The 26,871-nt window shown below is 70.6% G+C and carries 24 protein-coding genes and 3 pseudogenes; 21 read left to right on the top strand and 6 right to left on the bottom strand.

From position 1 onward, the window contains the following. Window positions 1-112: 112 nt before the first annotated feature. Both SSNG_RS33330 and SSNG_RS33325 read right to left on the bottom strand, forming a co-directional pair. The gene (locus SSNG_RS33330) at window positions 113-508 is read right to left on the bottom strand and encodes a hypothetical protein (protein WP_007268368.1); all 396 of its coding nucleotides are present in this window, start codon (window positions 506-508) and stop codon (window positions 113-115) included. Then, a complete protein-coding gene (locus SSNG_RS33325; RefSeq protein WP_007268367.1) occupies window positions 505-1,953 on the bottom strand; it encodes an MFS transporter in 1,449 nt (482 codons plus the stop codon). Before SSNG_RS33325 ends, SSNG_RS33330 begins: the two co-directional genes overlap by 4 nt. 57 nt (window positions 1,954-2,010) lie before the next feature. Between SSNG_RS33325 and SSNG_RS33320 the strand changes: the two genes are divergently transcribed. Then, window positions 2,011-2,685: a TetR/AcrR family transcriptional regulator gene (locus tag SSNG_RS33320; RefSeq protein ID WP_007268366.1), complete on the top strand. Its 675-nt coding sequence runs from the start codon at window positions 2,011-2,013 to the stop codon at window positions 2,683-2,685. Between the two features lie 1,020 nt (window positions 2,686-3,705). Next, window positions 3,706-3,848, top strand: a pseudogene (locus SSNG_RS40625) (IS5/IS1182 family transposase); the annotation flags it as partial. A 15-nt stretch (window positions 3,849-3,863) separates the two neighbouring features. Here the strand turns inward: SSNG_RS40625 and SSNG_RS33315 are convergent. Then, complete coding sequence (locus SSNG_RS33315; protein ID WP_007268364.1) at window positions 3,864-5,042, bottom strand: Cmx/CmrA family chloramphenicol efflux MFS transporter; 1,179 nt, start codon at window positions 5,040-5,042, stop codon at window positions 3,864-3,866. 436 nt (window positions 5,043-5,478) lie between these two features. Between SSNG_RS33315 and SSNG_RS33310 the strand changes: the two genes are divergently transcribed. Both SSNG_RS33310 and SSNG_RS33305 read left to right on the top strand, forming a co-directional pair. Continuing rightward, window positions 5,479-5,682 (top strand): hypothetical protein, encoded by a 204-nt coding sequence (locus SSNG_RS33310; RefSeq protein WP_007268363.1) that lies wholly within the window; start codon window positions 5,479-5,481, stop codon window positions 5,680-5,682. 411 nt (window positions 5,683-6,093) lie between these two features. Then, window positions 6,094-6,372 (top strand): DUF6233 domain-containing protein, encoded by a 279-nt coding sequence (locus SSNG_RS33305; protein ID WP_050779969.1) that lies wholly within the window; start codon window positions 6,094-6,096, stop codon window positions 6,370-6,372. Between the two features lie 230 nt (window positions 6,373-6,602). On the opposite strand, the pseudogene SSNG_RS40615 reads toward SSNG_RS33305, so the two are convergent. Continuing rightward, window positions 6,603-6,764: pseudogene (locus tag SSNG_RS40615) on the bottom strand (TetR/AcrR family transcriptional regulator); the annotation flags it as partial. Between the two features lie 58 nt (window positions 6,765-6,822). Here SSNG_RS40615 and SSNG_RS33295 point away from each other — a divergent pair. Both SSNG_RS33295 and SSNG_RS33290 read left to right on the top strand, forming a co-directional pair. Next, window positions 6,823-8,271: an MFS transporter gene (locus tag SSNG_RS33295; protein WP_007268360.1), complete on the top strand. Its 1,449-nt coding sequence runs from the start codon at window positions 6,823-6,825 to the stop codon at window positions 8,269-8,271. Then, complete coding sequence (locus SSNG_RS33290; RefSeq protein WP_007268359.1) at window positions 8,268-8,669, top strand: hypothetical protein; 402 nt, start codon at window positions 8,268-8,270, stop codon at window positions 8,667-8,669. Before SSNG_RS33295 ends, SSNG_RS33290 begins: the two co-directional genes overlap by 4 nt. A 51-nt stretch (window positions 8,670-8,720) precedes the next feature. On the opposite strand, the gene SSNG_RS33285 is transcribed toward SSNG_RS33290, so the two are convergent. Beyond that, entirely contained in the window at window positions 8,721-9,644 is a 924-nt protein-coding gene (locus tag SSNG_RS33285; protein WP_007268358.1) for a LysR family transcriptional regulator, read from the bottom strand. 331 nt (window positions 9,645-9,975) lie between these two features. Here SSNG_RS33285 and SSNG_RS33280 point away from each other — a divergent pair, with 331 nt between their 5' ends. The 3 genes from SSNG_RS33280 (at window position 9,976) to SSNG_RS38345 (ending at window position 15,503) form a co-directional block, all read left to right on the top strand. Beyond that, window positions 9,976-13,296, top strand: coding sequence for an ALF repeat-containing protein (locus SSNG_RS33280; RefSeq protein WP_007268357.1), 3,321 nt, complete (start codon window positions 9,976-9,978; stop codon window positions 13,294-13,296). Between the two features lie 91 nt (window positions 13,297-13,387). After that, the gene (locus SSNG_RS33275; protein ID WP_007268356.1) at window positions 13,388-13,891 is read left to right on the top strand and encodes a hypothetical protein; all 504 of its coding nucleotides are present in this window, start codon (window positions 13,388-13,390) and stop codon (window positions 13,889-13,891) included. Window positions 13,892-13,970: 79 nt separating this feature from the next. Continuing rightward, window positions 13,971-15,503 carry an FG-GAP-like repeat-containing protein gene (locus tag SSNG_RS38345; RefSeq protein ID WP_007268355.1) on the top strand — a complete coding sequence of 511 codons (1,533 nt, stop codon included), beginning with the start codon at window positions 13,971-13,973 and terminating at the stop codon, window positions 15,501-15,503. Window positions 15,504-15,606: 103 nt separating this feature from the next. Here SSNG_RS38345 and SSNG_RS33265 read toward each other — a convergent pair whose 3' ends face one another. Beyond that, the gene (locus SSNG_RS33265) at window positions 15,607-16,056 is read right to left on the bottom strand and encodes a hypothetical protein (protein WP_007268354.1); all 450 of its coding nucleotides are present in this window, start codon (window positions 16,054-16,056) and stop codon (window positions 15,607-15,609) included. 206 nt (window positions 16,057-16,262) lie between these two features. Here SSNG_RS33265 and SSNG_RS33260 point away from each other — a divergent pair, with 206 nt between their 5' ends. The 12 genes and pseudogenes from SSNG_RS33260 to SSNG_RS33210 all read left to right on the top strand — a co-directional run. Continuing rightward, window positions 16,263-16,850, top strand: a complete 588-nt coding sequence (locus SSNG_RS33260) for a hypothetical protein (protein ID WP_241695294.1) — start codon at window positions 16,263-16,265, stop codon at window positions 16,848-16,850. Window positions 16,851-17,007: 157 nt separating this feature from the next. Then, a complete protein-coding gene (locus SSNG_RS33255) occupies window positions 17,008-17,907 on the top strand; it encodes a TIGR04222 domain-containing membrane protein (RefSeq protein WP_165365079.1) in 900 nt (299 codons plus the stop codon). Between the two features lie 282 nt (window positions 17,908-18,189). Continuing rightward, entirely contained in the window at window positions 18,190-19,029 is an 840-nt protein-coding gene (locus SSNG_RS33250; RefSeq protein ID WP_007268351.1) for an IS5 family transposase, read from the top strand. Between the two features lie 230 nt (window positions 19,030-19,259). After that, a complete protein-coding gene (locus tag SSNG_RS33245) occupies window positions 19,260-19,703 on the top strand; it encodes a hypothetical protein (RefSeq protein ID WP_007268350.1) in 444 nt (147 codons plus the stop codon). Further along, window positions 19,700-20,542: a nucleotidyltransferase domain-containing protein gene (locus SSNG_RS33240; protein ID WP_042804577.1), complete on the top strand. Its 843-nt coding sequence runs from the start codon at window positions 19,700-19,702 to the stop codon at window positions 20,540-20,542. The genes SSNG_RS33245 and SSNG_RS33240 overlap by 4 nt, the downstream gene beginning before the upstream one ends. A 355-nt stretch (window positions 20,543-20,897) precedes the next feature. Then, window positions 20,898-21,206 (top strand): transposase, encoded by a 309-nt coding sequence (locus tag SSNG_RS33235; RefSeq protein ID WP_165365078.1) that lies wholly within the window; start codon window positions 20,898-20,900, stop codon window positions 21,204-21,206. Further along, entirely contained in the window at window positions 21,203-22,072 is an 870-nt protein-coding gene (locus SSNG_RS33230; RefSeq protein WP_042804576.1) for an IS3 family transposase, read from the top strand. The genes SSNG_RS33235 and SSNG_RS33230 overlap by 4 nt, the downstream gene beginning before the upstream one ends. Before the next feature lie 56 nt (window positions 22,073-22,128). Next, window positions 22,129-23,622 carry a Mu transposase C-terminal domain-containing protein gene (locus SSNG_RS33225; protein WP_128637592.1) on the top strand — a complete coding sequence of 498 codons (1,494 nt, stop codon included), beginning with the start codon at window positions 22,129-22,131 and terminating at the stop codon, window positions 23,620-23,622. 6 nt (window positions 23,623-23,628) lie between these two features. After that, window positions 23,629-24,045, top strand: a complete 417-nt coding sequence (locus SSNG_RS33220) for an ATP-binding protein (RefSeq protein WP_007268345.1) — start codon at window positions 23,629-23,631, stop codon at window positions 24,043-24,045. A gap of 105 nt (window positions 24,046-24,150) precedes the next feature. Continuing rightward, window positions 24,151-25,215, top strand: coding sequence for a site-specific integrase (locus SSNG_RS33215; RefSeq protein ID WP_007268344.1), 1,065 nt, complete (start codon window positions 24,151-24,153; stop codon window positions 25,213-25,215). 16 nt (window positions 25,216-25,231) lie between these two features. Then, window positions 25,232-25,597, top strand: a complete 366-nt coding sequence (locus SSNG_RS40610) for a helix-turn-helix domain-containing protein (RefSeq protein WP_128637591.1) — start codon at window positions 25,232-25,234, stop codon at window positions 25,595-25,597. A gap of 410 nt (window positions 25,598-26,007) precedes the next feature. Next, window positions 26,008-26,871, top strand: a pseudogene (locus SSNG_RS33210) (hypothetical protein); the annotation flags it as partial.

Here is a 26,871-nt window from a genome sequence, read left to right as displayed (position 1 = left end):
TAGCCACCTCAAGGGGGACCTGCCGTTCGCGTCATCACGTCCCCGTGCGCGAACGAACTGTCCTTCCAGCAGGCTCGGGAGACTGTTGGGAGGAGTGGGGTGGCGGTGGCGGTCAGTGCGTGGCGGTGCGCGTCTCGAGGCGCGTGCCGTCGCGATGGGTGATCGACATCAACTCGCTGGGGGCGTCCAGTTCCAGGCGGTGCCAGCGGCCGCGGGGGACGACCGCGGCGGTGCCCGGGCGCAGACGGACCATGTCCTCGGTCGCGCCGGGCGCGGTGGGGCGGAGGTAGAGGCGGACGCCGCCGGTCAGGCAGCACACCGCCTCTTCGGCCGTCGGGTGCATCTCCCAGTGGTCGGCGTGGACGTCGGCGTCGGTGGTCACGCGGAAGGTCGCGATCTGCCAGGCGTCTCGGTCGCCGCCCGCCATCCTGCGTTCGGCGGCGCGGACGTCGCCGTCGGTGTGGAAGAGCAGTGCCGAGGCGAACAGGTCGATGGTGGTCGTCGTCATGATGGTGTTCCTTCCAGTCGGTTCTCTGCGGGAGCAGCGGGCTGCGGGACGGGTGTGGTGGTCCGGCCGCGGAGCAACACGCTGATCGCGACGACCGCCGCGATCACGAAGAGGACGGCGGTGGCGGTCAGGCCCAGGGCGTAGCCGTCGTTGAGCGCGGCGGAGTCGGTGGCGGTGCCGGTGCGGTGGGCGGCGAGGGTGGCAAGGGCGGCCAGGCCGACCGCGCCGCCGAGTTGGCGGGAGCTGTTGAGGAGGCCGGAGGCCATGCCGGCCTCGTGGGCGGCTATGTCGGTGGTCGCGGCGGCGGCGACCGGGGCGAGGACCAGTCCGGCGCCCACGCTGGTGACGATGGACGGGCCGAGTACGTCGGTGAGGAAGTCCCCGTCGGGGCTGATGAAGGCGAACCACACCAGGCCCGCGGCGGCCAGGAGCGCGCCAGGCAGCAGAGGCGTGCGTGGACCGTGTGTCGTGGTGTAGCGGGTCGCGACGATGGTGCCCGCCACCATGCCCACGGAGAAGGGAAGGAACGCGGCCCCGCTGGCGGCGGCGCCCATACCCAGGACGCGCTGCATGTACAGGGAGACGAAGTAGAAGGCCGCGAACTGCCCGGCCGCGGCCAAGAACACCAGCGCGTTCGCGCCGGCGACCCACCGGCTTCGGAACAGGCCGAGACGCAGCAACGGTGCGGAGGCCCTGGATTCGGCGAAGACGAAAGCGGCCAGCAGCACGACCGCGGCGGCGAGGGACGCCCACGTGGCCGGTGAATCCCACCCCTCGGCTTCGGTACGGACCACACCGAACACCAGCAGCCCGATTCCGGCGGTCGCCAGGACGGCACCGAGCGCGTCCAGTTTTTCCCGCCGGGCGGGCCGTGCTCCGGCGGGCACGCCGACGAGGACCAGCACGATGGCCACGGCCACGATGGGCAGGTTGACCGGCATCACCCAGCGCCAACCCGCGTATTCGGTCAGCAGCCCGCCGGCCAGCACGCCCAGCGCTCCGCCTGCCGCGTTCACCGCGCTCCACACTCCGAGCGCGCGCAGACGCCGGGGCCCCTCGGTGAAGGTGGTGGTGAGCGTCGCCAGCGCGGCGGGGGCGGCCGCGGCCGCGCCCAGGCCCTGTCCGGCCCGGGCAGCGACCAGTTGCCAGGGCGCCTGGGCGAGCCCTCCCGCCAGTGAGCACAGTCCGAAGACGACGAGGCCCAGTAAAAACAGCCGCCGTCTGCCGTACAGGTCGCAAGCCCGGCCGCCCAGCAGCAGGAACCCGCCGAACGTGAGGGCGTAGACGTGTACGACCCACGACAGGCCGAGCGGTGCGCATCCCAGCGCGGTGCGGATCGCGGGCAGTGCGACGTTGACCACCGCCATGTCCAGTGCGAAGACGAACTGGGCGACGGCTACCGCCGCCAGCGTCACTCCGGGACGCTCACGCAAGTTTCTATACATGTATAGAAAGTGGCTCCGGAGGGGCACCGCTGTCGACACGTGGGGGATGATGAGGACATGTCTCAGCCCTCCGCACCGCGCAAGACCACCGGCCGGCCGCCCCGCATCTCCCGCGAGGAGGTCATCGAGAAGGCCCGCCGGATCGTGACGGAGGAAGGCGTGGACCGGCTGACCATGCGCCGGCTGGCCACGGAGATCGGCAGTACGCCGATGGCGCTCTACCACCACGTGCGCGACAAGGAGGAACTGCTCGTCCTGCTGCTGGACGACCACACCGCGCGGACGCTGCACCGGGCCGAACTGCCGGACGACCCCCGCGAGCGGGTCGTCGCCTCCGCCGCCGCGATCCACGAAGTCCTCGCCGCCTGCCCGTGGATCGTGGAAGTGCTGACCGCCGACGACCTGATGTCCGCGTCCGCGCTGTGGTTCGTCGAGCAGATGGTCGACGGCCTGGTCGAGTGCGGGCTGACCCCCGAGCAGGCCGTGCACGGCTACCGCGCGATCTGGTACTACACGGCCGGAGAGATCACCGTCCGCACGGCAGCGGCCCGCCGGCGTGCGGGCGATGACCGCGCGACCTACCGGGAGCGGGTCTTCGCCGATCTCGATCCGGGCGAGCTTCCCCGCCTGACACAGGTCGCGGACCAATGGGCGTCGCTGACCGCCGAGAACACCTACCTGGCCGGCCTCCGAGCCCTGGTGAACGGCCTCCTGGCCCCGGGGACGCCATGAGCAGCCGACCGGGGCAGCCGACTTCGTGCCGCCCTGCCCTTCATGGGCGCTGCTGACCAGGGAGAGGAGGATTCCGGGGGTCGCGCGGTCTTCCTCGGCCGAGCGAACCCTGGGGGCGGACAGGCGACGTCGAACTGTTGGGGGTGAGGATCCCCTCCGGGGCGGTCCTGCCGAAACGACAGCCCGGCAGGCGGCCATGCCCTCGCCCGGTCTCCACCTCAGCCTGCGCAGCTTGACCTCACCGGCAGGCAGGTGCCGAAATTGCCGGGACCTAGGGTGGGAGACCGTGGCACAGTCGTCGGATGTCCACCGACGTCGCCTATCCCGTCTTCCGTACCCCCGACCCGGTCCTCGCCCTGCGCACCGCACGCCGGCTCATGGAGGTCGGCCGCCGCGAGTATTCGAGTGTCTCCGCTTTCGCCGAGCTATCGTCCGTCGCCGAGGTCCGGCGAGTGGCCAAGGCCATGCCCGAGGGCTGGTTCCGCGGAGCGTCCGAACTGGAAGAATTCCGAGGGGTGCCGTTCGAGGACCAGCCTGCTTTCGTCGTAGGCGTCCCGGCGAGCGACCTGCCGGCAGACGAGGCAGCCTTCGAGAGGCGACTGCCGGTGGAATGGGACGTGCTGGACCAGCCGGTCGACAGCATCGAGGATGCCTTCACCACGACCATCGGCCCCAACACAGGCGAGATCAACTGGCAGTCACTGGAGTGGCCTGATGTGCCCGAGGCGGGATTCCATGGCGAGTCCACACATGCTGAAGTGACGCTTCTCTTCAACAACCGCACCCCGCCACTGGAACGAGCCCGCCGACGACCACACCGTCCTCGTCCACGTGCGCAGCGCCAACTTCGACGGACACCAGAGAAACGAGCCGTACGCTCACTGGCTCGCCGCTCAGGTGGGACTCACGGTCATCGGACCCGAACAACAGTGCTGAAGGTGGCCCACCGACCTTCGGCTGCCCACCGACGGTGTCAGCCGCAGAAACGACAACACCACCCGTCGGAGCCCCGGCCGTCAACGAGTGGGACGACACCGATGGACGATCGAACGCACCATGGCCTGGCTCGCCGACTCCACCGACGCTACGAACGCAAGGCTGACTTCCGCGCCTTCACGAGCATCGCCTGCACCCTGATCTGCTACCGCAGACTAGCCAAATGAGGTGACCCGCATGTGTCATTGGATCACCTCGGTGCTCCGGCCGCCTGTGATGGCGGCGAGGAGGGGATACGCGATGAGCAGCGCGATCGCGACGAGGATTCCACTTGCCCAGAGCGGCCCGAGGGCCCCAGCTTCGGTGCTGAGGGTGGCCGCAGCGATGACGGGGCCGACCGCGGCGCCCACGTTGAGTGCCGCGGTCGCATACGAGCCGGCCATGGTGGGGGCTCCCACGGCCTCGTAGAGGACTCGCGTGATCAGTGTGCTGCCCAGCGCGAAGGACAGTGCACCCTGCACGAACACAAGGATGAACAGGACGACCGGCTCGTTGGCCAGCATCGCCAGCGCCGGCCAGCCGATGAGCAGCAACGGACCGGCGACCGCGATGACCAGACCGGGACGCCGGTCGGAAAGCCGGCCGGCGACGGTGACGCCCACGAAGGAACCGGCACCGAAGAGCACCAGAGCGACAGAGATCCACAACTCGCCCAGCCCCGCGCTGTCGGTCACCACGGGGGCGATGAAGGTGAGGCTTCCGAAAGTTGCCGCGTTCACCAGCGCGCCAAGTATCATCACCAGGATCAACGGCTGCCTAGTGAGCTGGGCGAGTTCCGCTCGCAGCGCTGGCCTGCCAGTCGTCTCATCCTCGTTACGTCCTGCTGGGATTCCCTTCAGGATGCCGAGAGCTGCGGGCAGGCAGAGCGCGGCGACGGCCCAGAAGGTGGCCCGCCAGCCAAGCAACGCGCCGAGCATCGACCCACCAGGGACACCGGCGATCGTGGCCACCGTCGTTCCTGACAGCAGCACGGCCAGCGCGCGTCCCTTCCTGTCGGGGGATACCAGCGTGGCCGCAGCCGTCAGAGCGACGGCAAGGAACCCTGCGTTCGCGAGCGCGGCAACGACTCGGGTAGCGAACACGATAGGGAAGCTCGTGGTGATGGCGCCCACGGCGTGAGCTGCCGCGAATACGAGGACGAACCCGAGAAGTGCTGGGCGCCTAGGCCAGTCACGAGCCAGTGCGGCCACAAGGGGGGCTCCAACAATCATGCCGATCGCGAAGGCCGAGGTGAGGACGCCTGCTGTCCCGACGGTGACGTCAAGATCTGAGGCGATGTCCGGCAAAAGGCCAGCGAGCATGAACTCCGAGGTGCCCATGGCGAAGACCGCCATGGCAAGCAGGTACAGCGGAAAAGGCATCGAATGGCTCCGAGGTGAGGAGAGGCACGAGAAGGTCATCTCGTCACCGCGGCCAGCCCCAAGCGCTCACTCGTCCCACCGCAGAAAGCGGCGCGACGACAGGGCTACGAGCTCAGTGGTTCAGGGGGCTGACGGCGTGACCGAAAGCCCCCACCTTGTCTGACTCAGGACTCGACATGGCCCGCACAGTACCCGATCGATGCCCGTCAAAACATCTGGGTTTCACGGACGTCGGCCTGTGAAACCAACGTCATGTCCCGCAACACCTACGTATATCGATCGCCTAAGGAGATGCCAAATTTTTGAGACTGAGCCGCTGTGCCAACTACCTGAGACTGCGGAAGGGATGCTGGCCAGCGATCCCAGGCGGTGCCACAAGTGGTGAGAACCTACATCCAGCGTAGGTCGGGCGGCGTCCGGCCGGTGTCAGTGCCGGATGCGACCCTTCGGTGGGTGGCGCAAGGCCTCCCGCAAGGCGAAGGAGACGACCGCGAAGAGCTACAAGGTGCTGTGGACCAAGGACGACGGCACGCCGATGGAGTCCGTGGTGAGCTACGACGAGCCGTCGGCCGAGGAGCGCAGGGCGGAGCTGGAGGCCTCCGGCGCCGCTGACGTCCGCGTGGTCCCCTTCCAGCTGTAGAAGCGGCACAGGCCCTCTATCGGACCTCCGGGACGACGACGGCTTGTCGTCGAGGTAGCCGAGGGCGGCGTCCAGCATCGCCTCTGCTTCCCCCTGCCAGCCGACGTGGGCCTTCTCGCTGACCCAGCCTTTGCCCGTGCGGCACTGCTGCCCGTCCGTGGCCCCGCATCTCTCGCAGGTGATCTGCAGAACCTCGCGCGCGACGTTCCGCTCCCGCTGACGGCGGGCGGCAGCAACCTTGGACTCCCAGCAGAGCCTATGTCGGCCATCGCCTCGGGGTAGGTGGTGTTACGCGGCGGTGGCCGTGTGGCGGGAGCGCACGGCGCGCAGCCGGGCCCGCTCGGGCGTGGCACCCGTGTCCGATCTCCCGCCCGACCTGCCCGCCTCCGCACCCTGGAGACGTGGCTCGAGATGTCGCTCGCCCGGGTCCAGCAGCAGATCGCGGCCGAGGAGGCCTTGGCGGCTGAGGTTGCCGCCCGTCGACCTCCTGCACTGCCGCCGGACTGGGAGCTCGAGCTAGACCTCCGCCAGCGGCCGATACGCGTCCACGTCGGCGGCTGCGCTGTGGGCGGCAAGGGGTTCCGGCGGAAGCCGCTGACCCGGGAAGCGGCGCTGAGGGCCCTTGGCGTCGACCAGCTGCAATCGTGCCCGTACTATCGGTCGGCCGCCGCGCTCGGCGTGCTCGACTGACCGCGGCACCGCAGGCTGGAGGCATGGCCGGCCAGACAGAGATCGTCGTGCACCCGGTGTCACCGAAGGGTGGCCGGAAGGTCACCGCGCACGTCCACGGCGTCGACGCCGACCTCGGCCGCGCCTTCACCCCCCTCGACGTGAGCGAGTTCCTGCGCCGCGCCGGCCTTGAGGACGTCGACCTCTCCGAGGACGGGCCGATCCGGCGGCCCTGAGGTGTGGAGCGCCGACAGCGCCATCGGCGTACCGCCGACCTCCGCGGCCAGCCGCCGCATGGTCAGCCGGTCCACACCCCCCTCGTCGACGGTCCGGCGGGCGGTCTCGATGGTCTGCTCGCGGGAGATGCGGGGAGGTCGGCCCAGGGCTTTGCGGGGTGCGGACGGCTGCGGCATGCCCCCCATCATTCCCCAGGCGTCGACAACGGCGAACCCCCGCGCTAAGTTTTCTTACATGTATAGAAACTCTGCGGGGCGGCCCGGAGTGGTGCTGGCGGCAGCCGCCGCCGCCCAGTTCGCCGTCGCCCTGGACATGTCCGTGGTCAACGTCGCGTTACCCGCGATCCGTACGGCGCTGGGATTCGCGCCGCTCGACCTGTCGTGGGTCGTCCACGCGTACGCGCTCACCTTCGGCGGGTTCCTGCTGCTGGGGGGACGCGCTTGCGACCTGTACGGCCGGCGCCGGATGTTCGTGCTGGGGCTGACCGTCTTCGGGCTGTGCTCGCTGGCGGGCGGGCTGGCCCGGGAACCCTGGCAACTGATCGCCGCACGCGCCGGCCAGGGCCTGGGCGCCGCCGCAGCCGCGCCGGCCGCGCTGGCGCTGCTCACCACCACCTTCCCCGAAGGCCCCCCGCGCGTCAGGGCGCTGGGGGTGTGGAGCGCGGTGAACGCAGCGGGCGGCGCCCTGGGCGTGCTGGCAGGCGGACTGCTCACCGAGTACGCGGGCTGGCGCTGGGTCATGCTGGTCAACCTGCCCGTCGTCGCGGCGGCCCTCGGGCCGGCCCTCGCCGGGATGCCAGGCGGGAGGCCGCCCGTCCAGCGCGAGAGGCTGGACGCGCCGGGCGCCGCCCTGGCGACGGGCGGAGTCGGGCTGCTGGTGCTCGGAGTCGTCCGCACCGACACCCTGGGCTGGGGCTCCCCGGTCACCTGGGCGACCCTCGCCGCCGCAGCCGTGCTGCTCGCCGCCTTCGTCATCGCCGAGACCAGGGTCACCTCACCCCTGCTGCGCCCCGGCCTGCTGCGAAGCCGCTGGGTCGCCGGCGCGAACGTGCTGGTGTTCCTGGCGGCGGCCGGGCAGTTCGCGGCGTTCTACTTCGTGTCCCTGTACATGCAGCAGGTCCTCGGCATGGGTGCCGCGGCAACCGGCACCGCATTCCTGCCCTTCTCCCTGGGCCTGGTCGCGGGAACGGTCGTCGCCACCCGCATCACCGCGTCCCGTACCCCCCGCGCCTCCCTGGTGCCCGGCGCCCTGCTGGCCGCCGCGGGCCTGGCCTGGTTCGCCCTCATCAGCCCGGACGGCAGCTTCCTCGCCGACGTGCTCGGCCCGTCCCTCGTCACCAGCGTCGGCGCCGGCCTGGTCCTGGCCCCGGTCGCCGCCGCCGCGACCACCGGCGTCGCCCCGCGGGAGGCCGGCATGGCCGGCGGCCTCATGAACAGCTCCCGCCAACTCGGCGGCTGCATCGGCCTGGCCGCCCTGGCCACCCTCGCCGCGCACCACACCGGCACGGACCCCGGCCCCGCCGCACTCAACGACGGCTACGCCCTGGGCCTGGCCATCGCCGCCGCGGTCTTCGTGGTCGCGGCAGCGGTGGCCATCGCCGTACTGCCGCGCCGCCGGGCCGTCACCCCCGTCCCACGATCCACCGACCCCGCAGAGCACCAACGGGAAGGCACCCCCTCATGACGACCACGACCACCACCGTCGACCTGCTCGCCTCGGCGCTCCACCTCCACCCCGACGGCGATGTCCGAGCCGTCGCACGACGGATGACGAACAGCGGCCCCGGCACCTGGCAGATCGCCACGTTCCACGTGGAGACCGACGCCGACGTCCACGCCGACCACTGGGAGATGCACCCGGAGGCCGAGGAAGCGGTGTGCTGCCTGACCGGCGGCATCCGCCTCTACCTCCGTCCCGACGAGCCCGGCGGGGCCGAGGACATGCTGCGGCTGCGGGCGGGCGCCGCCGTGATCGTCCCCCGCGGCCGCTGGCACCGCCTGGAACTGGACGCCCCCAGCGACCTGATGTCGATCACCCTCCGCAACGGCACCCGCCTCGAAAAGCGCACCGACACCCACTGACCGTCGTGGACCGCGGCCAGGACCGTGTGCCGGCGCCGTCCGGTGTCGCGGTCATGGCCGTCCGGGATGCGCGGGGGCGGGGTAGAGGAGTCGGGAGGCCTCGAGCACGGTCGCGACGAAGGGGCGGACGGCGGAGGATTCGTGCGAGCCCAGCCAGACGGGGGCCCAGGCCATGTACGGCATGTCGGTGATCGGAACGTAGGCGATGTCGGGGCGGCCGTAGAACCGGGTGACCTGCTCGCCGACGATGCCGGCGCCGGTTCCTGAGGCGATCACCTGCAAGGCTTCCAGGAACGTCTCTATCTCCGGGCCAGGGGCGATCGGCCTGCCCTGTGGCGTGCGGTCGGGCCAGCGGTCCGAGAGCCACGTCCCGGGGCCTACGCCGGCGACGCGCAAGAGCGCGACGTCGGCGAGGTCCTCCATGGTCAGACTCTCGCGGCGGGCCAGGGCGTGGTCCGCGGGAAGTGCCAGCATCTGCCGCTCGGACAGGATCACCGGCCCGACGACGATGCCGGGTTCGGCGATCGGCAGGTGAAGGATCAGGATGTCGATCTCCCTCTCGCGAAGTCGTGCGAGGGCGTCGAAGAGCTGGACCTCACGGAGACGGACGCGTCGGCCCGGCTCGCGCTCGGGGAACCTGTCGGCCGCCTGGTGGACGACCTGGCCCGCGGCGGCACCGATGAATCCGACCCGCAAGACCTCCGAGGTCGCCCGGCTGCTGCTGACGGCGCGGGCGAAAGCAGCCTGGATCTCTTCGTACGCGGGCCGGACTTCGTCGCGAAGCCGGTGGCCGAGCGGAGTCAGACGAACGCTGCGGTTGTTGCGCTCGAACAACGGCGCCCCGACCTTGCGTTCGATCACCTTGATGAGCTGGCTGATCCTGCCGGTGCTCACGTGCAGGCGCTCCGCGGTCCGTCCGAAGTGCAACTCCGCGGCCAGCCCGAGGAACGCTTCCATTTCCAGGCGTTCGAGCACCCGTCCACCACCCCTAGTCCACCCCGGTCAAACGAAGGTTCCAGTATCTCTCTCCTCGACCGTCGCGCCCGGTCCGTGTGTTGAACCCGGCTAAACGAGGGTTCCAGCATTGAGTGTTGTTCGGATGATCCCCAAGCGGGAGTCTGTGGGTCGGCGCGGCCGGCGATCGATCGCCCAGCCAGGACGCCGCAACCACCCGCTTCTCATCTGAACCGAGGAGATCTCCCTTGGGCAAGATAGCCGCCCCGCCCTGCCCGCCGCGCGACGGCATCACCGAGGTGTCCCCGTGACGCCGCCGTCGCTGTGGAGCAGGCGCCGGATACTCAGCACCATGGCCGGGGCCGCCGCCATCCCGGCCATGACGTCCGCCGTCACCCTGAGCGCGGGCCCGGCCCGGGCCGCCGAGGGCGACCCCGCGACGGGCAACGGCCTGCCCGACACCGACCGGGGCAAGGCCGTATGGGCCTACAAGAGCGGAGGCCGGGCCGTCCGCGAGGCCGCTGCCGCCGCCCTCACCGGCACCCAGGCCGCGGTCTCCGCATTCCTCACGGGCGAACTGCCGCTCGCGAAAGCGGACGACAACCGCTTCGGCATACTCACCGTCCTCCCCCTCGCGGACAAGTCGGTCCGCGAGAGTGCGAACGCCGCACTGTCCGCCGGGGACGCGGCGATCGCCGCCTACCTGCGCGACGGCTACGCGCCGTCACTCGACACGGACACGCGGGCAGCGGTCTTCACGGTGATGAACAACAGCGGGACCGCCGTCAAGCGGGAGGCCTCCAAGGCGCTGGAGCTGGGCACTCCGGCGGCCCTGCGCACGTTCCTGCAGACGACGCAGCACACCGCGCAGCAGGAGGACGAGCGGGCCGAGGTATTCACGATCCTCACCACCGCCTCCCCCGAGGTCAAGAAGTACGCGGAGCGTGCCCTGAGCGACGGCTCGCCCGAGGCGCTCCGCCGGTTCCTCGGCTCCGGGCAGTACATCGCGCGCGCCCGTGACGAAGAAGCCGCGACGGTCGACCAGTTGGTCAAGATCGTGATCCGGGAGGGCAACCGGGCGAAGCTGCAGACGGAACAGGCCGTGGCCGCGTCGAACCGGGCCAAGGACGCCGCGGAGAAGGCGAAGGCCGCCGCGCTGAAGGCCGCCGAGGAAGCGAGGGCGGCGCAGAACAAGGTACGGGAGTCGGCCAAGGCGGCGAACAGCGCCGCGAGTGCCGCACGGGGCGCCGCGAGTGCCGCCTACATGGCCATCTCCGCGTCCCGTACCGCGCAGGCCGCCTCCGGCCGCGCCACGCAGGCCGCTCAGGCCGCCGCCGGCGCCGCCGCGGCCGCCGGCCGTGCCGCCTCGCGGGCCTACGGCGCCGCCATCGCCGCTTCGAAGGACGCCGGCAAGGCCTCGGCGGCGCGCCAGGCCGCCCAGGGCGCACGGGACGCGGCCGGCCGGGCGCGCACCGCGGCCGTGGCCGCCGCCCAGGCCGCGGCGGCCACGCAGCAGTCGTCCGCCGCCTGCGCCGCCGCCAAGAGCGCGGCCCAGAACGCCGCGGCCGCGGCAGGCGCCGCGGCCGACGCGGCCGCCTCCGCCGGCAGCGCCAAGTCCCAGGCGGCCGAGGCCCGGGCGGCAGCGGCCGAGGCCGATGTGGCCGCCGCACGCGCCGCCAGGGCCGCGGCCCTCTCGCAGACCCTGGCGAACCGCGCCGCCTCCGCCGCCGCTGTCGCACGCGACGCCGCCAACAGTGCCGCCGGCCACGCGGAGAACGCCGCGGCCGCGGCGGACGACGCCGCGGCGAACGCCGGCAAGGCGATCGAGTACGCCAAGCGGTCCACCGCATACGCGGAGGCCGCGCTGCAGGCCGCCACCACCGCGGCCGACGCGGTCAAGGAGGCCCAGGCCGTGGAACGGGCGGCCCGGGACGCGGAAACGGCGCGCATCGCCGAGGACACCGCGATGGGAGTCGAGGAGGCCCGCCTCAGGGCACGGGCCGAGACCGAGGAAGTCGCCCGGGCGGCCAGGGAGCGCACGCAGGCCGACAGGACCGCCACGGACATCAAGGACCTCCTCGCGGCCGCCTCCGAGGCGCTGCGCGGCGGTGACCCGGCCGCGGCGGTCACCGCCGGGCGGAAGGCCGCCGTACGGCTCCTCGACTCGCCCGGCACGTGGACGCGTGACGCCGCGGAGTACGCCCTCGCCGGCGCCGAACAGGACGTCGTCAACTGGATCGACACCGACCGCCTTCTCGCCGAGCAGCAGGACGACCGGGAGACCGTACTCGCCATGGCCACGACGGCCGGCGCGGAGGTCGCCGCGGCCGCCCACCGGGCGCTCGCCGACGACGACCCGAACGCGGCGCGCGATTTCCTCACCCACGGGGTCATTGAGGCCTCCGCCACGCAGAACCGCGTCATGGTGTTCGAGCTCCTGAACCAGAACCCGGGCGCCAACACCAGGTCCAAGGCCGAGGCGGCCCTGGCCGACGGGAGCGCCGCCGCCCTGCACCGCTTCCTCACCGCCGAACTGCTGGACGCGGTGAAGGTCGACGACCAGGCCCAGGTGTTCGCCCTTCTCTCCAGCGGCGGCCCCTACATGAAGTCGGCCGCGCAGATCGTGTTGGAGGGCCCCGCCCGCATGCGGCGGAACTTCGTCCTCCAGGACAGGTTCGACATCGCCCGCCTGGACCAGGACCACGCCACCCACGTCTCCGCGATCCGCGCCTCGATCGCGCACGCCGCGAAAGTGGCGGCGAAGGCCCTGGAGGAGGCGGCGCTGGCCGCCAAGGCGGCGGCCGACGCCCGCCAGGCCGCCGGCGACGCGACCATGTGGGCCGCGAAGGCACAGGGCCATGCCGCGGACGCCGAGACCGCCAGGCAGGACGCGAAGTCGAACGCCGACGCCGCCGACGTGTCGGCGGCCGAAGCGGCCAAGTCGGCGGCGAGCGCCAAGCAGGCGGCCTCCGCCGCCCAGGTCGCCTCCCGCTCCGCGAACCATTCGATGCGGCAGGCCGTGGGGTCGGCGCGGCAGGCGGCCTCCTCCGCGTCGAGTGCCCAGGCGAGCGCCAGCCAGGCCCGTGCCTCCGCCCTTGAGGCCGGCCGGGACGAGCGGGCCGCCGCCGACGCGGCCACCGCCGCCCGCCAGACCGCCCAGGTCAAGCGGAGGGCCGAGGCCATCGCGAGGGCGAAGCAGGCGGCCGAGGAGGCGCAGCGGAACGAGGCGAACGGCACCGATCCCTCGCAGACCACCGCCAACGACGTCCCCTGGTACGTGGAATCGGGACTGTGGCCCTCGGACACGGGAAGCGACAAGGACTGGGCCAAGGTCACCAAGCACTGGTCCACCCTCGCAGGCACGGCCTCGATCATCGCCACGGTGGGCGGCTTCTTCCCCACGCCCGCCGCGCCCTTCCTGTTGGCCGCCGGCCGCGTGCTCGCCGGTGTCTCCGTGGCCCTCAAGGGGGTGAGCGCCTACTTCACGGGCCAGGCGTACGGCTGGGACAGCAGCGAGTTCCACACGTCGCTCGGGATGTTCGTGCTCGGCGGCATGTTCCTGGGCAGGTCCGAATTCCTCGAGAGATCGGGCCTGGCCCACACGGTGGGCGGCAAGGTCGCGGACGTCACGGGCGAAGCGGTGACCACGGTCATCGGCTGGCTGAAGTGGTAATCCACACGCCCTCTGTCCCCTCTCGGCCCCTCGGCGTTCACGGCCGCCGCGTCGGCGGCCCTCTTCCCTCCGCATGAAAAGGAACGACGGAATGAAGTTCGTACGACGCGTCATGGCGACCACCGCGGCCGCCGCAGCCTGCATCACCCTCGCCGTCACCGCGACACACGCCAGTGAGGCCCCCGCCCAGGGCACGGCCGCGGTGAGCACCGACCTGCCGCCCTACGCGGTGGAGGACTTCGCGTACCCGGACGCCGCGAGGATCCAGGCCGAACTCGGCATCACCCTCAAGCGCGGCGACGGGCACATCGTGCTCGCCGACTGCGCCTCGGCCTCCGGGCTGATGGAGGTGTACTCCCGCACCAAGGGCAAGATCTGCTTCCGCGCCACCGGGAAGACCGGCCACCTCAGCCTGGAGGTTCCCGCGGTGTACGGAATGAAGGGCGACGCCACCCACGAGGCCGATGTGACGCTGACCGCCGAGGGCAGCAAGCAGAACGTGACGGTGGCCCCGAACGAATGGAAGGGCGTGGGAGAGGCGGCCGACCCCGAGCGCCGCGATCACGTCCTCGTCGAGATCACCGTCTCCTCGTAGCCCGCACCGACGGCCGGCGCCGGGGAGATCCCGCCGGCCCTCGCATACGACCACCCCGACTCGATTTACGGAGAACGTCATGTCGAACGTACGCAGGCGCAGAGCATGGATCGGCGGCTCCGCCGTCCTCGCCGCGGTGGCCGGGGGCCTGATGGCGTCGCCTTCGCACGCCTTGCAGGGAACCGCGGCCGACGCGGCCGCCCACTCCCACACCGCCAGTATCGTCATCGGCGACGCCGAGCGCGCCTGCACGGGCACCCTGGTGGCCCCCCAGTGGGTCCTGTCCGCCGCGAGCTGCTTCGCCGACGCGACCGGCGCCGTCCAGCCCGGCAAGCCCAAGACGGCCACCACGGTCACCGTCGGCAGGACGGACCTGACCCAGACCACGGGCGGAGCCACCCGCACCGCGATCCGGCTGGTCCCGCACCCCGGGCGGGACCTCGTCATGGTGAAGCTGGACACCGGCGTCGCCAACCTGAAGCCGGCCGTCCTGGCGAGCACTCCCGCGGGCGCCGACGAGGCCGTCCGGGCGGCCGGCTTCGGCCGGACCAGGACCGACTGGGTCCCCGACCGCCTGCACACCGCTTCCTTCACCGCGACGGCCAACGGCTCCGTCGACCTCGCCCTGACCGCCTCCGGCGACGGGGCGATCTGCCAGGGCGACGCGGGCGGCCCCGTGCTGCGCGAGAGGAACGGCACCCAGGAGCTCCTCGCCGTCACCAGCCGTTCGTGGCAGGGCGGATGTTTCGGCACGCCGTCCACGGAGACCCGTACCGGCGCCGTCGCGACCCGCGTGGACGACGTAGGCGCCTGGGTCGCGAGCACGTCGTACGCCGTTCCGGGCGACCTGACCGGTGACAACAAGCCGGACCTCGTCGCGGTCGACGACACCGGCAAGCTGCGTCTGTACCCCGGCACGGGCACCGGCGGTCTCGGCCCGCACACGATCATCGGTACCGGCGGCTGGTCGGGGGCCTCGGTGACGCACCGGGGCGACTGGAACGGCGACGGCATGGAGGACGTCGTCGCCCGTGTCGGTGGCGATGTCCGCGTCTACCCCAACCTCGGCACCGGCACACTGGGCGCGCCGATCAAGATCGCCGGTGGTCTGCCCGCCACCGCCCAGGTGGTCAGCATCGGTGACACCAACCGCGACGGGAAGCCGGACCTCGTCGTCACGCACACCAACAAGCTCTTCCTGTACCCCGGTGTCGTCGGCGCGGCCGCCGCCGTCGGTGCGCCCGTCGTCATCGGCAACGGCGGCTGGGACGTCATGGACCTGAGCGCCCTCGGTGACGCCAACAAGGACGGCCGCCCCGACCTGCTGGCCCGCAACACCCGAGACGGCGTCCTCTACGCCTACCTCGGGCAGCCCGACGGGAAGACCTTCAGCGACCTCAACGAGTTCGGCCGCGCCTACACCGTCGCCAACCGGCCGCTCATCGCCGGCGCCGCGGACGCCAACCTCGACGGCACGGCCGACATGTGGGCCACGGCCGGCGACGGCACCCTCAAGTTCTACAAGGGCGGCGCCGACGTCCACGGCCCCATCGACGGCCCGAGCATCGAGGTCGGCAGCGGCGGCTGGGGCGCCATCAAGTCCATCAGCTGACCGGCCCACCGACGGTGAGGGGGCCGGACGTGCCCCCGCCCCGGCAGACTCGGCGAGTCTGCCGGGGCGAGCCGGCCCACGGCGGTTCGCGTACGTCCCCGGGTCAGCGGACCTCGGTGACCCGGTGCTCCTTGCGCGCGCCACAGTTGGAGTTGTACACCTGCACGTGCACGTTGCTGATGCCCCCGCCCCAGTCGACGCAGTGGCCCTTGCCGTACACGTAGGCCGGCCCCGCGTACGACGTGTACCGGCCGTAGTCCTCGCCCCGCTCCCACGTTTCGGGGACTTCGATCCACAGGGCCATGTCCACGGCCGCACCCGGGTTGTTGCGGATGGTCGCGACGCAGCTCTTGCCGTTGGAGGCGTTGTACGTGAGGTAGACGGTGCCCAGCGAGCCGATGGCGGCCGAGTTCACGGTCTTGTAGGCGCTTCCGCAGACCTTCTGCGACGTGGTGTTGGGCGCGGCGGTCGCGGGCGCCGCCAGCGCTGTCGTGGCCCCCAGGGCGAGGGCGGCGAATGCGGTGGTGGTCAGGACAGGACGGGTGAACCTCATTGTTTCCCCCTGGTGGTCATGGGAGTTGCATGGTGGGACACCCACGACGACGGAACGGTTGCGCGCCATCCGCAAAAAAATGTGACCGCCGCCTCACCACCCCGCCCACCGGCCGAAGGCCGGCCTTGGAGTTCACCGGAACCGGTCGCCGGGATCCGAACGTCTGCCCGTATATGTGGATCGTCCTGGGGATACTCTTCGCCATCGTGCCAGCCGTCGTCTGGATGACGATCGCCCGCACTCGACCCGTCGGCTTCGCGATCGGCGGCACCCTGCTCGGCGGAGCCGTCCTGCTGATCAGTGTCCAGCAGGGCTGGATCGAGGCCCCCCGACCCGACGCCCATCTCCTGTTCACGGTTCTGGCGCCCCTGCTCATCGCCTGCGGCGCGGGACTGGAGAGACGGCACGGGAACCCTCCTCCCCCGGAATGGACCTCCCGCCGCAACGGAGCGATCGGCTTCCTGGGGATGCAGTTCGTCCTCACCCTCGTGGTCGGCCTCTGGTACGCGATGCTCATCAGCGAGGGCTCGGACGCCCCGCCGTCCAAGGCCCTCCCCGCATTGCCGCCAGGCATCAGCATGGTTGACGAAGGCGTCGGCTGCGGTTCCGGCGGCTGCTGGCGCTCCGCCACGGTCATCAGTCAGGACGGCCTGTCCCGCCCGGAGATCATCCGCGCACTGGGCTTCCGGCAGGAGAGGTGCTGGCCCAGCGGCTGGCTGCTCGACTGGCGTGACATATGCGTCGGAGCCAGGGAGAACGGCGAGAACGTCACCATCTACGCGGGCTGGAGATAGGTGCCCTCCCAGGGCCAGGGCCAGGGCCAGGGCCAGGCGAGAAGCTCGACGGCACGACCGGCGGCCAGTCAACGGACCATCAACCGGCTCAAGAGGTTCCGCCCAACGGGCTGGCGGAGACGGCGGTTGGGCGCCAGTCTGGTGGCAACCGGGAGGGGTGGTCCGTGTGGTGGTCGGCGCGGTGTCCGTCGGAGCCGCGTGGTTCCTGTTGCTGGTCGCCGCCGTGCTCCGCCTCCGCCCCGGCGCGGGGCCGGTACCCGACCCGCTCGGCCGGCGGCTGACTCCCGTCGAGACGGCCCTGCTGCGCGGCGGCGACTGGGGAGCGGCGCAGACCGCGCTGGTCGAGCTGTACCTGGCCGGCTCGGTGGAGGCCGGCTGGCGGCGGACCGTCCGGCCCGGTGCGGCCGGGCTGCCGCGCGGCTGTTCGGCGGTGGCCCGCGCGATGTACCACGCGCTGTTCGGCTCCCTCCACCCGCGCCGTCTGTACGGCCTGGACCGGGTGCGGGACGCCGTCCGGAAGGCGGCCCCCGAACTGGAGCAGGCTCGGCTGGTGGTGTCGCGGCGACGGGTGGGGGTCGTACGGGGCCTGCTGCTCCCCGTCTTCGCCGCCGCTCCCCTCGGGGCCGCCGCGGGCGGGCAGACGGCGGGGTGGCTGCTGCTGGGCCTCCTCGCCGACGCCGGGGCGGTGGCCCTGTGGGTGCGGCCCCGGCGGACCCTGCGCGGTGCGGCGCACCTCGCCCGGCTGCGCCGGAGTCACGCGGAGGCCCGCCGGGCGACCGAACGCCGCCCGGACGCCCTGCTGCTGAGCGTCGCGCTGTTCGGCGCCCCGGCGCTCCGCGCCCAGCTCCCCCGGTCTCAGCCTCCTGGATCATCCTCAATCTCCTCGCGAAGTCCGACGTGTCCTCGTCGTGCTCAGCCACGATCACTCCTTCACCACTCAGGCGATCACTTCTCAGGCCCTTCTCGGGCCTCAGGCGGTGATCCTCATGGCAGCCCACAAGCACCGTCAACCTTGATCGAACTGTCCGATTCTTCTCCGCCAAATCCCGGCTGCTAGTTGCTGGTTTCGGCGGTGCGCATGTTCGTAGCAAGCCTGTCCACACCAGGGTTCAGAAACAGGTACTCAGAGGGTGTTTAGCTCTTCATTATGGTTCTTTGTGTCGGTATCGGCTTGTGGTTGGTCGGGGCTGTTGGGGTTGGTGTGGTTCATGATGCGGGAGTGGCTACCAAGCGGGCGCCTTGGTCTGCCTGCTCCTGTTTCATCCCAAGGCGCCGGGTTTCACGCCGTGTGCTTCGGGCGCCGGTCCGCGCGCCTGGGCCGGTTGGGTAGCCCAGGATCATGCCTGAACGCCGCCGATACCCCAGTGATCTGTCCGATGCTCGGTGGGAGTTGGTCGAGCCGGTCCTGACCGCGTGGCGGTCCGAACGTCGCGGCCGCGGCCTCGATATCGGCCGACCGCCGGACCACGATCTGCGGAGCCTGCTGGACGCGGTGCTCTACGTGAACCGGACGGGCATCCCGTGGCGCTACCTTCCGCACGACTACCCGCACTGGAACACCGTCTACGCCTACTTCGCCCGCTGGCAGGAAGAAGGCGTCTTCGACCAGCTCAACACGCTCCTGCGGCGCCAAGTCCGCAGGCAGGAGGGCCGCGAGGAGGAACCGACCGCCTGCGTCATCGACTCCCAGAGCATCAAGACCTCCACCCACGTCCCCGCCTGCGAGCAGGGCATCGACGCCGGAAAGAAGATCGTCGGACGCAAGCGGAGCATCGTCATCGACACCGTCGGACTCCTCCTGGCAGTCGTGGTCACCGCCGCGAGCGTGCAGGACTCGATCGCCGGCCAGACCCTCATCGAACGGGTCGCCGCCGACCATCCGACCGTCCGCAAGACCTGGGTCGACGGCGGCTACCGCCAGCACCTCGTCGAGCACGCCGCGACCCTCGGCATCGACATGCACATCGTCCGCCGCGACCCCACCACCAGGGGATTCGCCGTCCTCCCACGCCGATGGACCGTCGAGAGAACCCTCGGCTGGCTCATGAACCACCGGCGCCTGGCCCGCGACTACGAAGCCCACCCACACCGCTCCGAAGCCATGATCCACCTCGCGATGATCAACCTCATGACCCGCAGACTCACCGCCGAAGCCACCCCGACTTGGCGTGGTCTATGAAATCGCACTCATCCCGGTAATCCGGGATGAAACATGATGGGCGTCGTGTGGTGTGCACTGGGTGTGCGTCATGGGTCTTCACTGGTGCTGGGCTGGGGTGCGGCGGTGCTGGGGTGTCGTTTTGCCGGTGAAGGCTGTTGTCGTTTGGTGTGTGGGGTGCTTGTCGCCCCTGTGGGTGGGTGTGGCGGAACGCTGGGTGGGGGCCTGTTGTGTCTGGCTACGCTCGGTGGATGCCGTCGTTTGCGGGTGATCCGCGTCATGAGCGTCTTGTCGCCGTGTTGGTGCCGTTGTTGCGTCGTTCGTGTCCGCCAGGCGGGGGTGGCTTCGGCGGGTCGTACGAACTCCGGCTCGGGGTTGCCGAGGCAGAGGAGTTGGGCGGGGTCGTTCTGATCCGTTCGGCGCTGCGGAAGGCCGGCCGGTCGCTGGGGTGGTCGCGGCTTGAGACGTTCGGTGGTTCCTTTCCGCAGGTTGCGGTGGCGGGTGTGGTGGACCGGCGTGAGGTTCCCGAGGAGTTCGCTGCGGCTGTCGAGGAGTATCAGTTGGCGCGGGGGAGGGCCTCGGCGGAGGTGATTGGGCGGACGTGGCAGGACGGGAGGCCGCGTGCGGTGCCAGGTTCTGTTTTCGTGGTGGCGCAGGAGTTCCGCGCCGCGTATGCCGAGGGAGTAGCCGGGTGAAGCGCGAGCGCGCGACGCGGCTGCTGGCGGACATGATCACGCGGCTCGAGGGTGGTGACTGGCCGCTGGGTCTGGTGGAGGAGGTATACGTCTTCGGGTCGTACGCGCGCGGTGCGCTGGAGCCGAACGATGTCGATGTCGTCATCGAGCACGGTACGGACAAGCGCTGGCTCGGAGAGTCGCTCCATGCCTCGATCAACGGGCGTGATTCCTACGTGGGGATGCGGCAGGCCCTGAGGGGCCGCACCCGGGGGATTTCCTTCCAGTTCCGTGGCCGCAGCAGTCTGCAGGACGAGGGTTTCGAGCTGTTCTTGCTCTGGCGTAAGGGCGAGCCGTTTTCCCTGGCTCGCGAGCGCCTTGCCTCCCTGACTGCGGATCCGGAGGCGGGTACTGCGCCCAGGGATCACATGCTTGCGGAGTTCGAAGGGCTGGAGAGCCTCGTGCCGCGCCCGGCGAGGATTGAGCTGTTCGGCCGGCACACCGAGGGAAGGATCAGCCTTACGCCGCTGAGGCTGGTGGACGGGGAGCTCGAAGACCCTGAAGCCGCCTGGCATGTACGGCGGCGATGGGTGGAGACGAGCCCTCTGCGCCGTGCAGCGACGTGCGCCCTGGTGGCGTTGGAGCAGCGGGGCGTAGACCTGGGGGAGGTGACGCTGCACGGTCAGCGGCTGTTCGGCCGGGAGCAGCAGGCCGAGCGTTGTTTCGTCGATCTGGGGTGGAACGGTTTCGGATACATGGGCCGTCTCCTGGACGGCGGAGTGACCTGGGTGGAGGTCTTGAGTCCGCATCGCAGCAAGCCCATGGACGCACTGCTCATCGAGCCGCGATCTGGTCGGTAGTCGGTATCCGGGTAGCCGTAGTCCGGCCAGCCGCGGCGAAGTAGAGGCTCAGCTTCATCCGTTCGTGTTGGCCTGACCGGCGTGTCGGGATGGACACCTCTGCGTGTGGACAGCCGCATGGTGCGGGTTCGGGCTGGGGGTGTGTGGGTGTCCGATCAGATTTCTGCCGGCGAGGACATGCCGTGGTGCCGGGGTGCGGGGCGCGAGGATGCCGTGGCGCGGTTGGTGACACTCGATTCCCGGGGAGAGCTGGCCACGGAGCATGCGCGTGCGGTTGCTCAGGCTCTTGGGGTTTGGGGTTGCTTCGGTTTGGCGGACATCCGGGATCCGGGCCCGTGCTCGGGGAGGGATGTCCATGATGGAGAACATGCCGAAGAAGAAGCCGCGGCAGCGGCGGCAGTTCACGGCCGATTTCAAGGCCGAGATCGTCGAGCTGTGCCTGCGCGGGGACCGGTCGGTGCCCGATGTCTGCAAGGACTTCGACCTGACCGAGTCGGCGGTGCGGCTGTGGCTTGCGCAGTCCGATGACAGTCACCAGCCCAAGGACCTGGACCGCGACGAGCGGGACGAACTGGCCCAGCTGCGGCGGGAGAACCGCCGCCTGCGAGAGGACATCGAGATCCTCAAGCGGGCCACGGCTTTCTTCGCGAGGGGGACCCGGTGACGGTGCAACCGTTCATCGAGGCGGAGAAACGTGCAGGTCACAGCGTCAAACGCGCCTGTGAACTGATGAAGGTCTCCCGGTCCGCCTACTACAAACGCCGCCAGGAGACCCGTGGGCCGCGGGCCCTGCGGGACGAAGAACTGACAGGCCGTATCAGCGAGATCCACGACCGCTCACACGGCACCTACGGCGCCCCCAGGATCCACGCCGCTCTGCTGCGTGAAGGCCTGACCTGCGGACGACGCCGGGTCGCCCGCCTGATGCGCCAGGCCGGCATCATCGGCCGGCACCGCCGACGAAACCACCGCACCACCATGCCCGACCCGGCCTCCAGCACTCGCCCTGACCTGGTCGGACGCGACTTCCGCACCCACCCGGCCGCGACCGACACCCGCTGGTGCGGGGACATCACCTACCTCCCCACCGGCGAGGGATGGCTCTACCTGGCCACCGTCATCGACATCGCCTCCCGCCGCGTGGTCGGCTGGGCCACCGCCGACCACCTGGGCACCAGCCTGGCCGCCGAGGCCCTCACCGCCGCCTGCCACCAGCGCCGGCCCAAGGGCCCGGTCGTCTTCCACACCGACCGCGGCACCCAGTACACCAGCCACGCCTTCGCCCGCCTCGCGGACGAGCTGTCCATCCGGCTTTCGGTCGGACGCACCGGCGTCTGCTGGGACAACGCCCTCGCCGAGTCCTTCTTCGCGACCCTGAAGAACGAGCTCGTCAGCCGGCACAACTGGCATACGCGAGCTGCCGCGAAAAGCGCGATCTTCGAGTACATCGAAGGCTGGTACAACACCCGCCGACTCCACAGCAGCCTCGGCTACCAAAGCCCAGCCGAGTACGAAACCACCGCAGCCTGACCAACACATCGAACCTGTCCGCCAAACAGGAACAACCTCAGGTTTCTCTGCGGACGGTGTGGAACTGGGTGGCGGTGGCCCGACGTGAGGGGCGGTTGTCGGCGCGGATGCCGTCGCGGGTGGGTGTGAGTGCGGATCTGCGTGCGCGTCTTGCGGTGTGGGGCGGGAACGTGGCCGCGGTCCACCGGGAACTGACCGCTGAGGCTGCTGCGGCGGGTACCCCGGACTCGGTTCCTTCTCTCCGTACTCTGCAGCGTGCCGTGCGTCAGGACCTGTCGGCGGGGGATCGGGCGGGCCTGAAGGGCGGTGAGGCCGCCCGGCGCCGCTACGACGTGTACGGCAAGCGTCCGCCGACGCATCGCAACGCGTGCTGGGAGGGCGACCATAAGCGGATCCCGGTCCGGGTGAGCCTGGACGGGGTGGTGGTGTGTCCGTGGGTGACGTGGTTCATCGATGTGGCGTCGAAGGTGGTTGTGGGGGTGGCGGTCACCCCGCATCAGCCGGCCCGGGACGCGGTCCTGGCCGCGCTGCGCACGGGGATCAGCCGCCAGGAGCCGTACGGGCCGTTCGGGGGCTTGCCTGGCCGGGTGCGGGTCGACCGCGGTAAGGACTTCCTGTCGAAGGCGGTGTCGCGGGCGTTGGGCGCCTTCGCTGTCCCGGTCGATGATCTCCCGGCCTACAAGCCCTACCGCAAGGGCACTATCGAGGCCCTCAACGGTGCGGTGGAGGAGATGCTGCTCGTCTCCCTCCCCGGGTACACCCGCCGTGCCCGCCCCGCGCAGGCGTACCGGCCCGACCCGGTGGAGGACCTGCTGCCGTACCCCGACTTCGTGAAGGTCCTGCTGGACTGGGTGGCCTGGTGGAACACCGAGCACCGCCCGGCCGGCCTCACCGGCGGCCGCACGCCCGCGCAGGCCTGGGAGGCGGATCCGGCACCGGTCGAGGATGTTCCGGAGGAGCGGTTGGCGTTCTTCGCGCTGGAGGACGACCGCCGCGTCCGGAAGATCACCACGAACGGGGTCTCCTGGCGGCGCCGTGCCTATATCGCGGACTGGATGGCCGGCCATGTCGGTACGAGGGTGAGGCTGCGGTATCTGCCGCACTTCGACGGGCGGATCGAGGTGTTCTCCGCCGAGGGCTGGGGCCGGCATCTGGGCAGCGCCTATCTCGCCGAGACCGCGACGCCGGCTCAGCGCCGCGCCCTGTCCCGGGTCCGTGAGAGCAGGGCCAGAGCGCTGAAGGCGGACCTGAAGGCGGCCGAGAAGCTGCGCCGTACCCGCTATACGGCCACGACGACGGCGGCTGCGCCGGGCCGGCGGCGTACGGAGACCGCGAGTGAGGCGGAGGCCGAGATTGTCGGGGCGCAGGCGGTGGATCTGGCGGCGAGAGCCTTGCCGGACCTGATCCCGCCGCGGGAGCCGCCCGCGGGCTGGGCACGGCCCCGTCCGCGCTCCGGCACTGCCTGCCCCGCCCCCAAGCAGCGCAGCTCTGGCAGCGCTGTGCCGGCCGATGCGACGGACATGGAGCCCGGTTCGGGCAGCAAGGAGTGACAGCAGATGGCTACCGCTGAACGCAGGGGACGTCTGCCCAGGGAGCGGGAGGACCACTTCATGCGCCTGCCGGGCGCCCAGGTGGTCTCCACCCGTGCCCTGCTTACGGCCAGGGAGAACATCCGGGCCGCGATCGAGGCGAAGGCGATGATCTGCATCTACGGGCAGGCCGGCAACGGCAAGTCCTTCGCGGTCAACGCCTCGCTGCGCGAGCTCGCGCCGAAGCTCACCCGCCGGATCCAGTTCCGTGCCCGCCCCTCCACCCGGGACCTACGCCACGAACTGTTCCACGCTCTCGGCCTGCAGGGGCGCCCACCCTCCCATGCGATCGAGTTCGACCGGATGCTGCGTGGCGCGCTGGAGGAGCCGCATGTCCTGGTCTGTGATGAGGCGCAGTGGCTATCCAAGACCTGGTGTGGATGAGCCGGTTGTTTCGCTGGCGACGGTTGCTTTTTGTTGGGTGGGTCGTTGGGTTCGTCGGTGGTGGCGTGATTGTTCAGGTGCTGCCTTAACTGACGAGCCTTTGGGGTGTCGCGGGTGGGTGTGGGGGAGCGTGGTGGTCTGCGTCTGGTCGAGGGCGGGCTGACTGACCCTGATGGTGGAGTGGATCCGTGGGCGTTCCAAGCCGCGTGCGCTGAGGCGTTCGCGAGGACGTGGGTGGTGCGCGGGTTCGCTCCGACGACGGTCCGCGGCTATGGCTCGCTCCTCGCCCGGGTCCTGGGGTGCTTTGACTGTCCGGTGTGGGCGGTGGAAGCCGATGACGTGGATGAGATGCTCCACGCGCTTGCTGTCGCAGGTCTGGCGGCTGGTACGCGCCGCCAGTACCTGCAGATGCTGCGCGCTTTCCACGCGTTCGTTGCGCAACGGTACGAGACCCGGGTCCGCGCCGCGTTCGGGGTCCCGGTCGGCAACGGAGGGCTGGACCGGTTCAATCATGTGCGACATGCCGGCGATGACGCCGCGGTGGGGGCGCCTCCTGGTCGTGAGCGGCTGCAGACGTTCTTCTCCTTCGTCCGCTCCCAGGTGGCCGTCGCGTCTGACTACCCGGCCATGGCTCGGGACTACGCGCTGCTACGCACGCCGTACCTGTCGGCGGTCCGGGTGAGTGAGCTCGTATGCCTGGACCAGGCCGATGTCCATCCGCAGCTGGGGCCGTCGGGGAAGCTGCACGTGAGGTTCGGGAAGGCGGCGAACACCTCGGGGCCGCGGCCGCGGTGGGCCCCAATGCTGGAGGGCCTGGATCAGATCCTGGCCTGGTACCTGCAGGACGTCAGGCCGCTGTTTCCTGCGACCGCGCCGCTGTTCTGCGACGAGGACGGCCAGGCGCTGAAGGCGGGCACGGTCCGGGATCGTCTGGCCCGGCTTCTTGATCTTGAGGGTGTGGGCTGGGATGAGCGGTTCACGCCTCATGCGCTGCGCCGGGCGTGCGCGACGCACCAGTACGAGCGGGGCATGGACCTGATCGCGGTGCAGCAGCTTCTTGGGCATCGCCACATCGCTTCGACGATGGCGTACGTGAAGCCCTCGCAGAAGTTCGTTGAGGACGCCTGGCGACGCGCCACCGACTCTGCTGTCCGCGTGCTGGCCAGCTGATCAGAGAGGCGAGTGCATGACTGAGCCGAGACCAGCGGCTCCGGAGCCGGCGGTTCCAGAAGTTGAGTGGCGGCTGCGGATGGCCGCAGCGGAGCGTGGCGTGTGGACCGGAACTCAACTGCGCCGACTGCTCGCCGAAAGGGCGGGTCTGGACTTGTCGCCGGCCTCGGTGTCCGCTCTGTTCACGAAACAGCCGTCCCAGGTGAAGCTGTCTACCCTGGCTGCCCTGTGCGCGGCCCTGGACTGCGCTCCTGGAGATCTACTCGCCCTGCGCCCCGCAGGACCGGCCGCGGTCTCGGCGTCGACCGGGCTGACGGACAGGCAACCTGCGCCCGCTCCATCGCGGCGGGTCCTTGCGACACGGTCACTGCCGCCGCTGTGATCAGCGGGATTCCGGCCCACCCCTCGCAAATTTGGCGGTCTCATCACATGGCAGCGTCCGTTCCCGATGCCGTTCAGGGCCGTTGCCCGACCTGTAGGAAGCTGCGCTGGCTACGCCCCGGCACGGGCATGTGCGCCTGGTGCTCGCGTACGTGCCCGGGCTGTGGTGGCGGCAGGCGCTCGGTGGATCAGGTCTGTGCGGCTTGCCGGCGCCGTGCTGCGGGGAGGCATGGGGTTGGCCCGTGTCAGCGCTGCGGGCGCCGGCGGACCCTCGACGCCGCTACCCAGTGGTGCCGTCCGTGCAGCGATCCGGCGAGGGCCGAACCGCTCGCAGCCTGTTCGCGCTGCGGAGTCCAGGCCCAGTGGGCGCGAGGCATGTGCAAGCGCTGCTACGAGCACTCACCTCACACGGTGGAGACCCGCGCGGCCGGATGGGCCCGCCGTATGCCGCGCAAGCCTTCCTGGTGGGATGCCTTCGCCGAGCATCTGACCACGCACCGCCACACCTTCTACGCTGCGGACGCCCTCACCCATACCGCCCGTCTCGTCATCGACACCGGCTCCACCGACCCGCGCACGCTCCTCACCGAAGCTCACCGGACGTTCCTGTGGCTCAGGCGGCCGCTCGCAGACTTCTTCTACGCGCACCGTCTTCTCGCCGCCCCTGTCGGCATCGAGGGCACGAGAGCCTTCGCTCGGCGCGAGCGTCGGATCCAGGCCGTCCCGGCCTTGCTGCGCCCCGCCGTGGGTGCCTTCGCGGATGCGTTGGTGGCCCAGCGCCAGAATGCCGAGTGCCTTGGGCTTCGACCGAACCAGCTCAAGACCATCGAGATCCGCCTCGATACCGTCCGGGATCTGGCACTACATCTCCACGCCCAGGGACACACCGCTTGGGCGAGCGTGAACATTACAGACCTGGAGGCGTTCCTCGCCCGCAACCCGGCGCGCAGAGCTTCCTGGCTCGGAGGTCTGCGGCAGTTCTTTGCCCACGCCCACCGCACCGGGCTGGTGCTTCACAACCCCGCTGCCGCCCTGGACGCCCCACAGCAGCGCGGCTTCAGGGGGACCACACTCACTCTCAACAAGCAGCGGGCCCTCTACCGCCGCTGGAGTACCAGCACGGATGTCCTCCCGCACGAGGCATTCATCGGGCTCTCTGCGCTTCTCCACGCCGCGACCACCACCGAACTCCGACACCTCACCCTTGACCACATCAGCATCGGCTCCCGGACCGTTCGCTTCCCCGGCCGCACCGTCGACATCGTGCTCGACGGT

The sequence above is a fragment of the Streptomyces sp. C genome, assembly GCF_000158895.1.
GTDB classification, from domain to species: Bacteria; Actinomycetota; Actinomycetes; order Streptomycetales; family Streptomycetaceae; genus Streptomyces; species Streptomyces racemochromogenes.
Note: the sequence above shows the minus strand (reverse complement) of the source record. Positions and strands in the feature narration are given on the sequence as shown.

Bases quoted from the DNA above. Each gene is read 5' to 3' on its own strand.
- SSNG_RS33245 (WP_007268350.1), top strand. From the start codon at position 19,260: ATGCCGTCGTTTGCGGGTGATCCGCGTCATGAGCGTCTTGTCGCCGTG.
- SSNG_RS33320 (WP_007268366.1), top strand. From the start codon at position 2,011: ATGTCTCAGCCCTCCGCACCGCGCAAGACCACCGGCCGGCCGCCCCGC.
- SSNG_RS33305 (WP_050779969.1), top strand. From the start codon at position 6,094: ATGTCGCTCGCCCGGGTCCAGCAGCAGATCGCGGCCGAGGAGGCCTTG.
- SSNG_RS40610 (WP_128637591.1), top strand. From the start codon at position 25,232: ATGACTGAGCCGAGACCAGCGGCTCCGGAGCCGGCGGTTCCAGAAGTT.
- SSNG_RS33295 (WP_007268360.1), top strand. From the start codon at position 6,823: ATGTATAGAAACTCTGCGGGGCGGCCCGGAGTGGTGCTGGCGGCAGCC.
- SSNG_RS33220 (WP_007268345.1), top strand. From the start codon at position 23,629: ATGGCTACCGCTGAACGCAGGGGACGTCTGCCCAGGGAGCGGGAGGAC.
- SSNG_RS33310 (WP_007268363.1), top strand. From the start codon at position 5,479: ATGCGACCCTTCGGTGGGTGGCGCAAGGCCTCCCGCAAGGCGAAGGAG.
- SSNG_RS33290 (WP_007268359.1), top strand. From the start codon at position 8,268: ATGACGACCACGACCACCACCGTCGACCTGCTCGCCTCGGCGCTCCAC.
- SSNG_RS33315 (WP_007268364.1), bottom strand. From the start codon at position 5,042: ATGCCTTTTCCGCTGTACCTGCTTGCCATGGCGGTCTTCGCCATGGGC.
- SSNG_RS33265 (WP_007268354.1), bottom strand. From the start codon at position 16,056: ATGAGGTTCACCCGTCCTGTCCTGACCACCACCGCATTCGCCGCCCTC.
- SSNG_RS33330 (WP_007268368.1), bottom strand. From the start codon at position 508: ATGACGACGACCACCATCGACCTGTTCGCCTCGGCACTGCTCTTCCAC.
- SSNG_RS33235 (WP_165365078.1), top strand. From the start codon at position 20,898: ATGATGGAGAACATGCCGAAGAAGAAGCCGCGGCAGCGGCGGCAGTTC.
- SSNG_RS33280 (WP_007268357.1), top strand. From the start codon at position 9,976: ATGGCCGGGGCCGCCGCCATCCCGGCCATGACGTCCGCCGTCACCCTG.
- SSNG_RS33275 (WP_007268356.1), top strand. From the start codon at position 13,388: ATGAAGTTCGTACGACGCGTCATGGCGACCACCGCGGCCGCCGCAGCC.
- SSNG_RS38345 (WP_007268355.1), top strand. From the start codon at position 13,971: ATGTCGAACGTACGCAGGCGCAGAGCATGGATCGGCGGCTCCGCCGTC.
- SSNG_RS33325 (WP_007268367.1), bottom strand. From the start codon at position 1,953: ATGTATAGAAACTTGCGTGAGCGTCCCGGAGTGACGCTGGCGGCGGTA.
- SSNG_RS33250 (WP_007268351.1), top strand. From the start codon at position 18,190: ATGCCTGAACGCCGCCGATACCCCAGTGATCTGTCCGATGCTCGGTGG.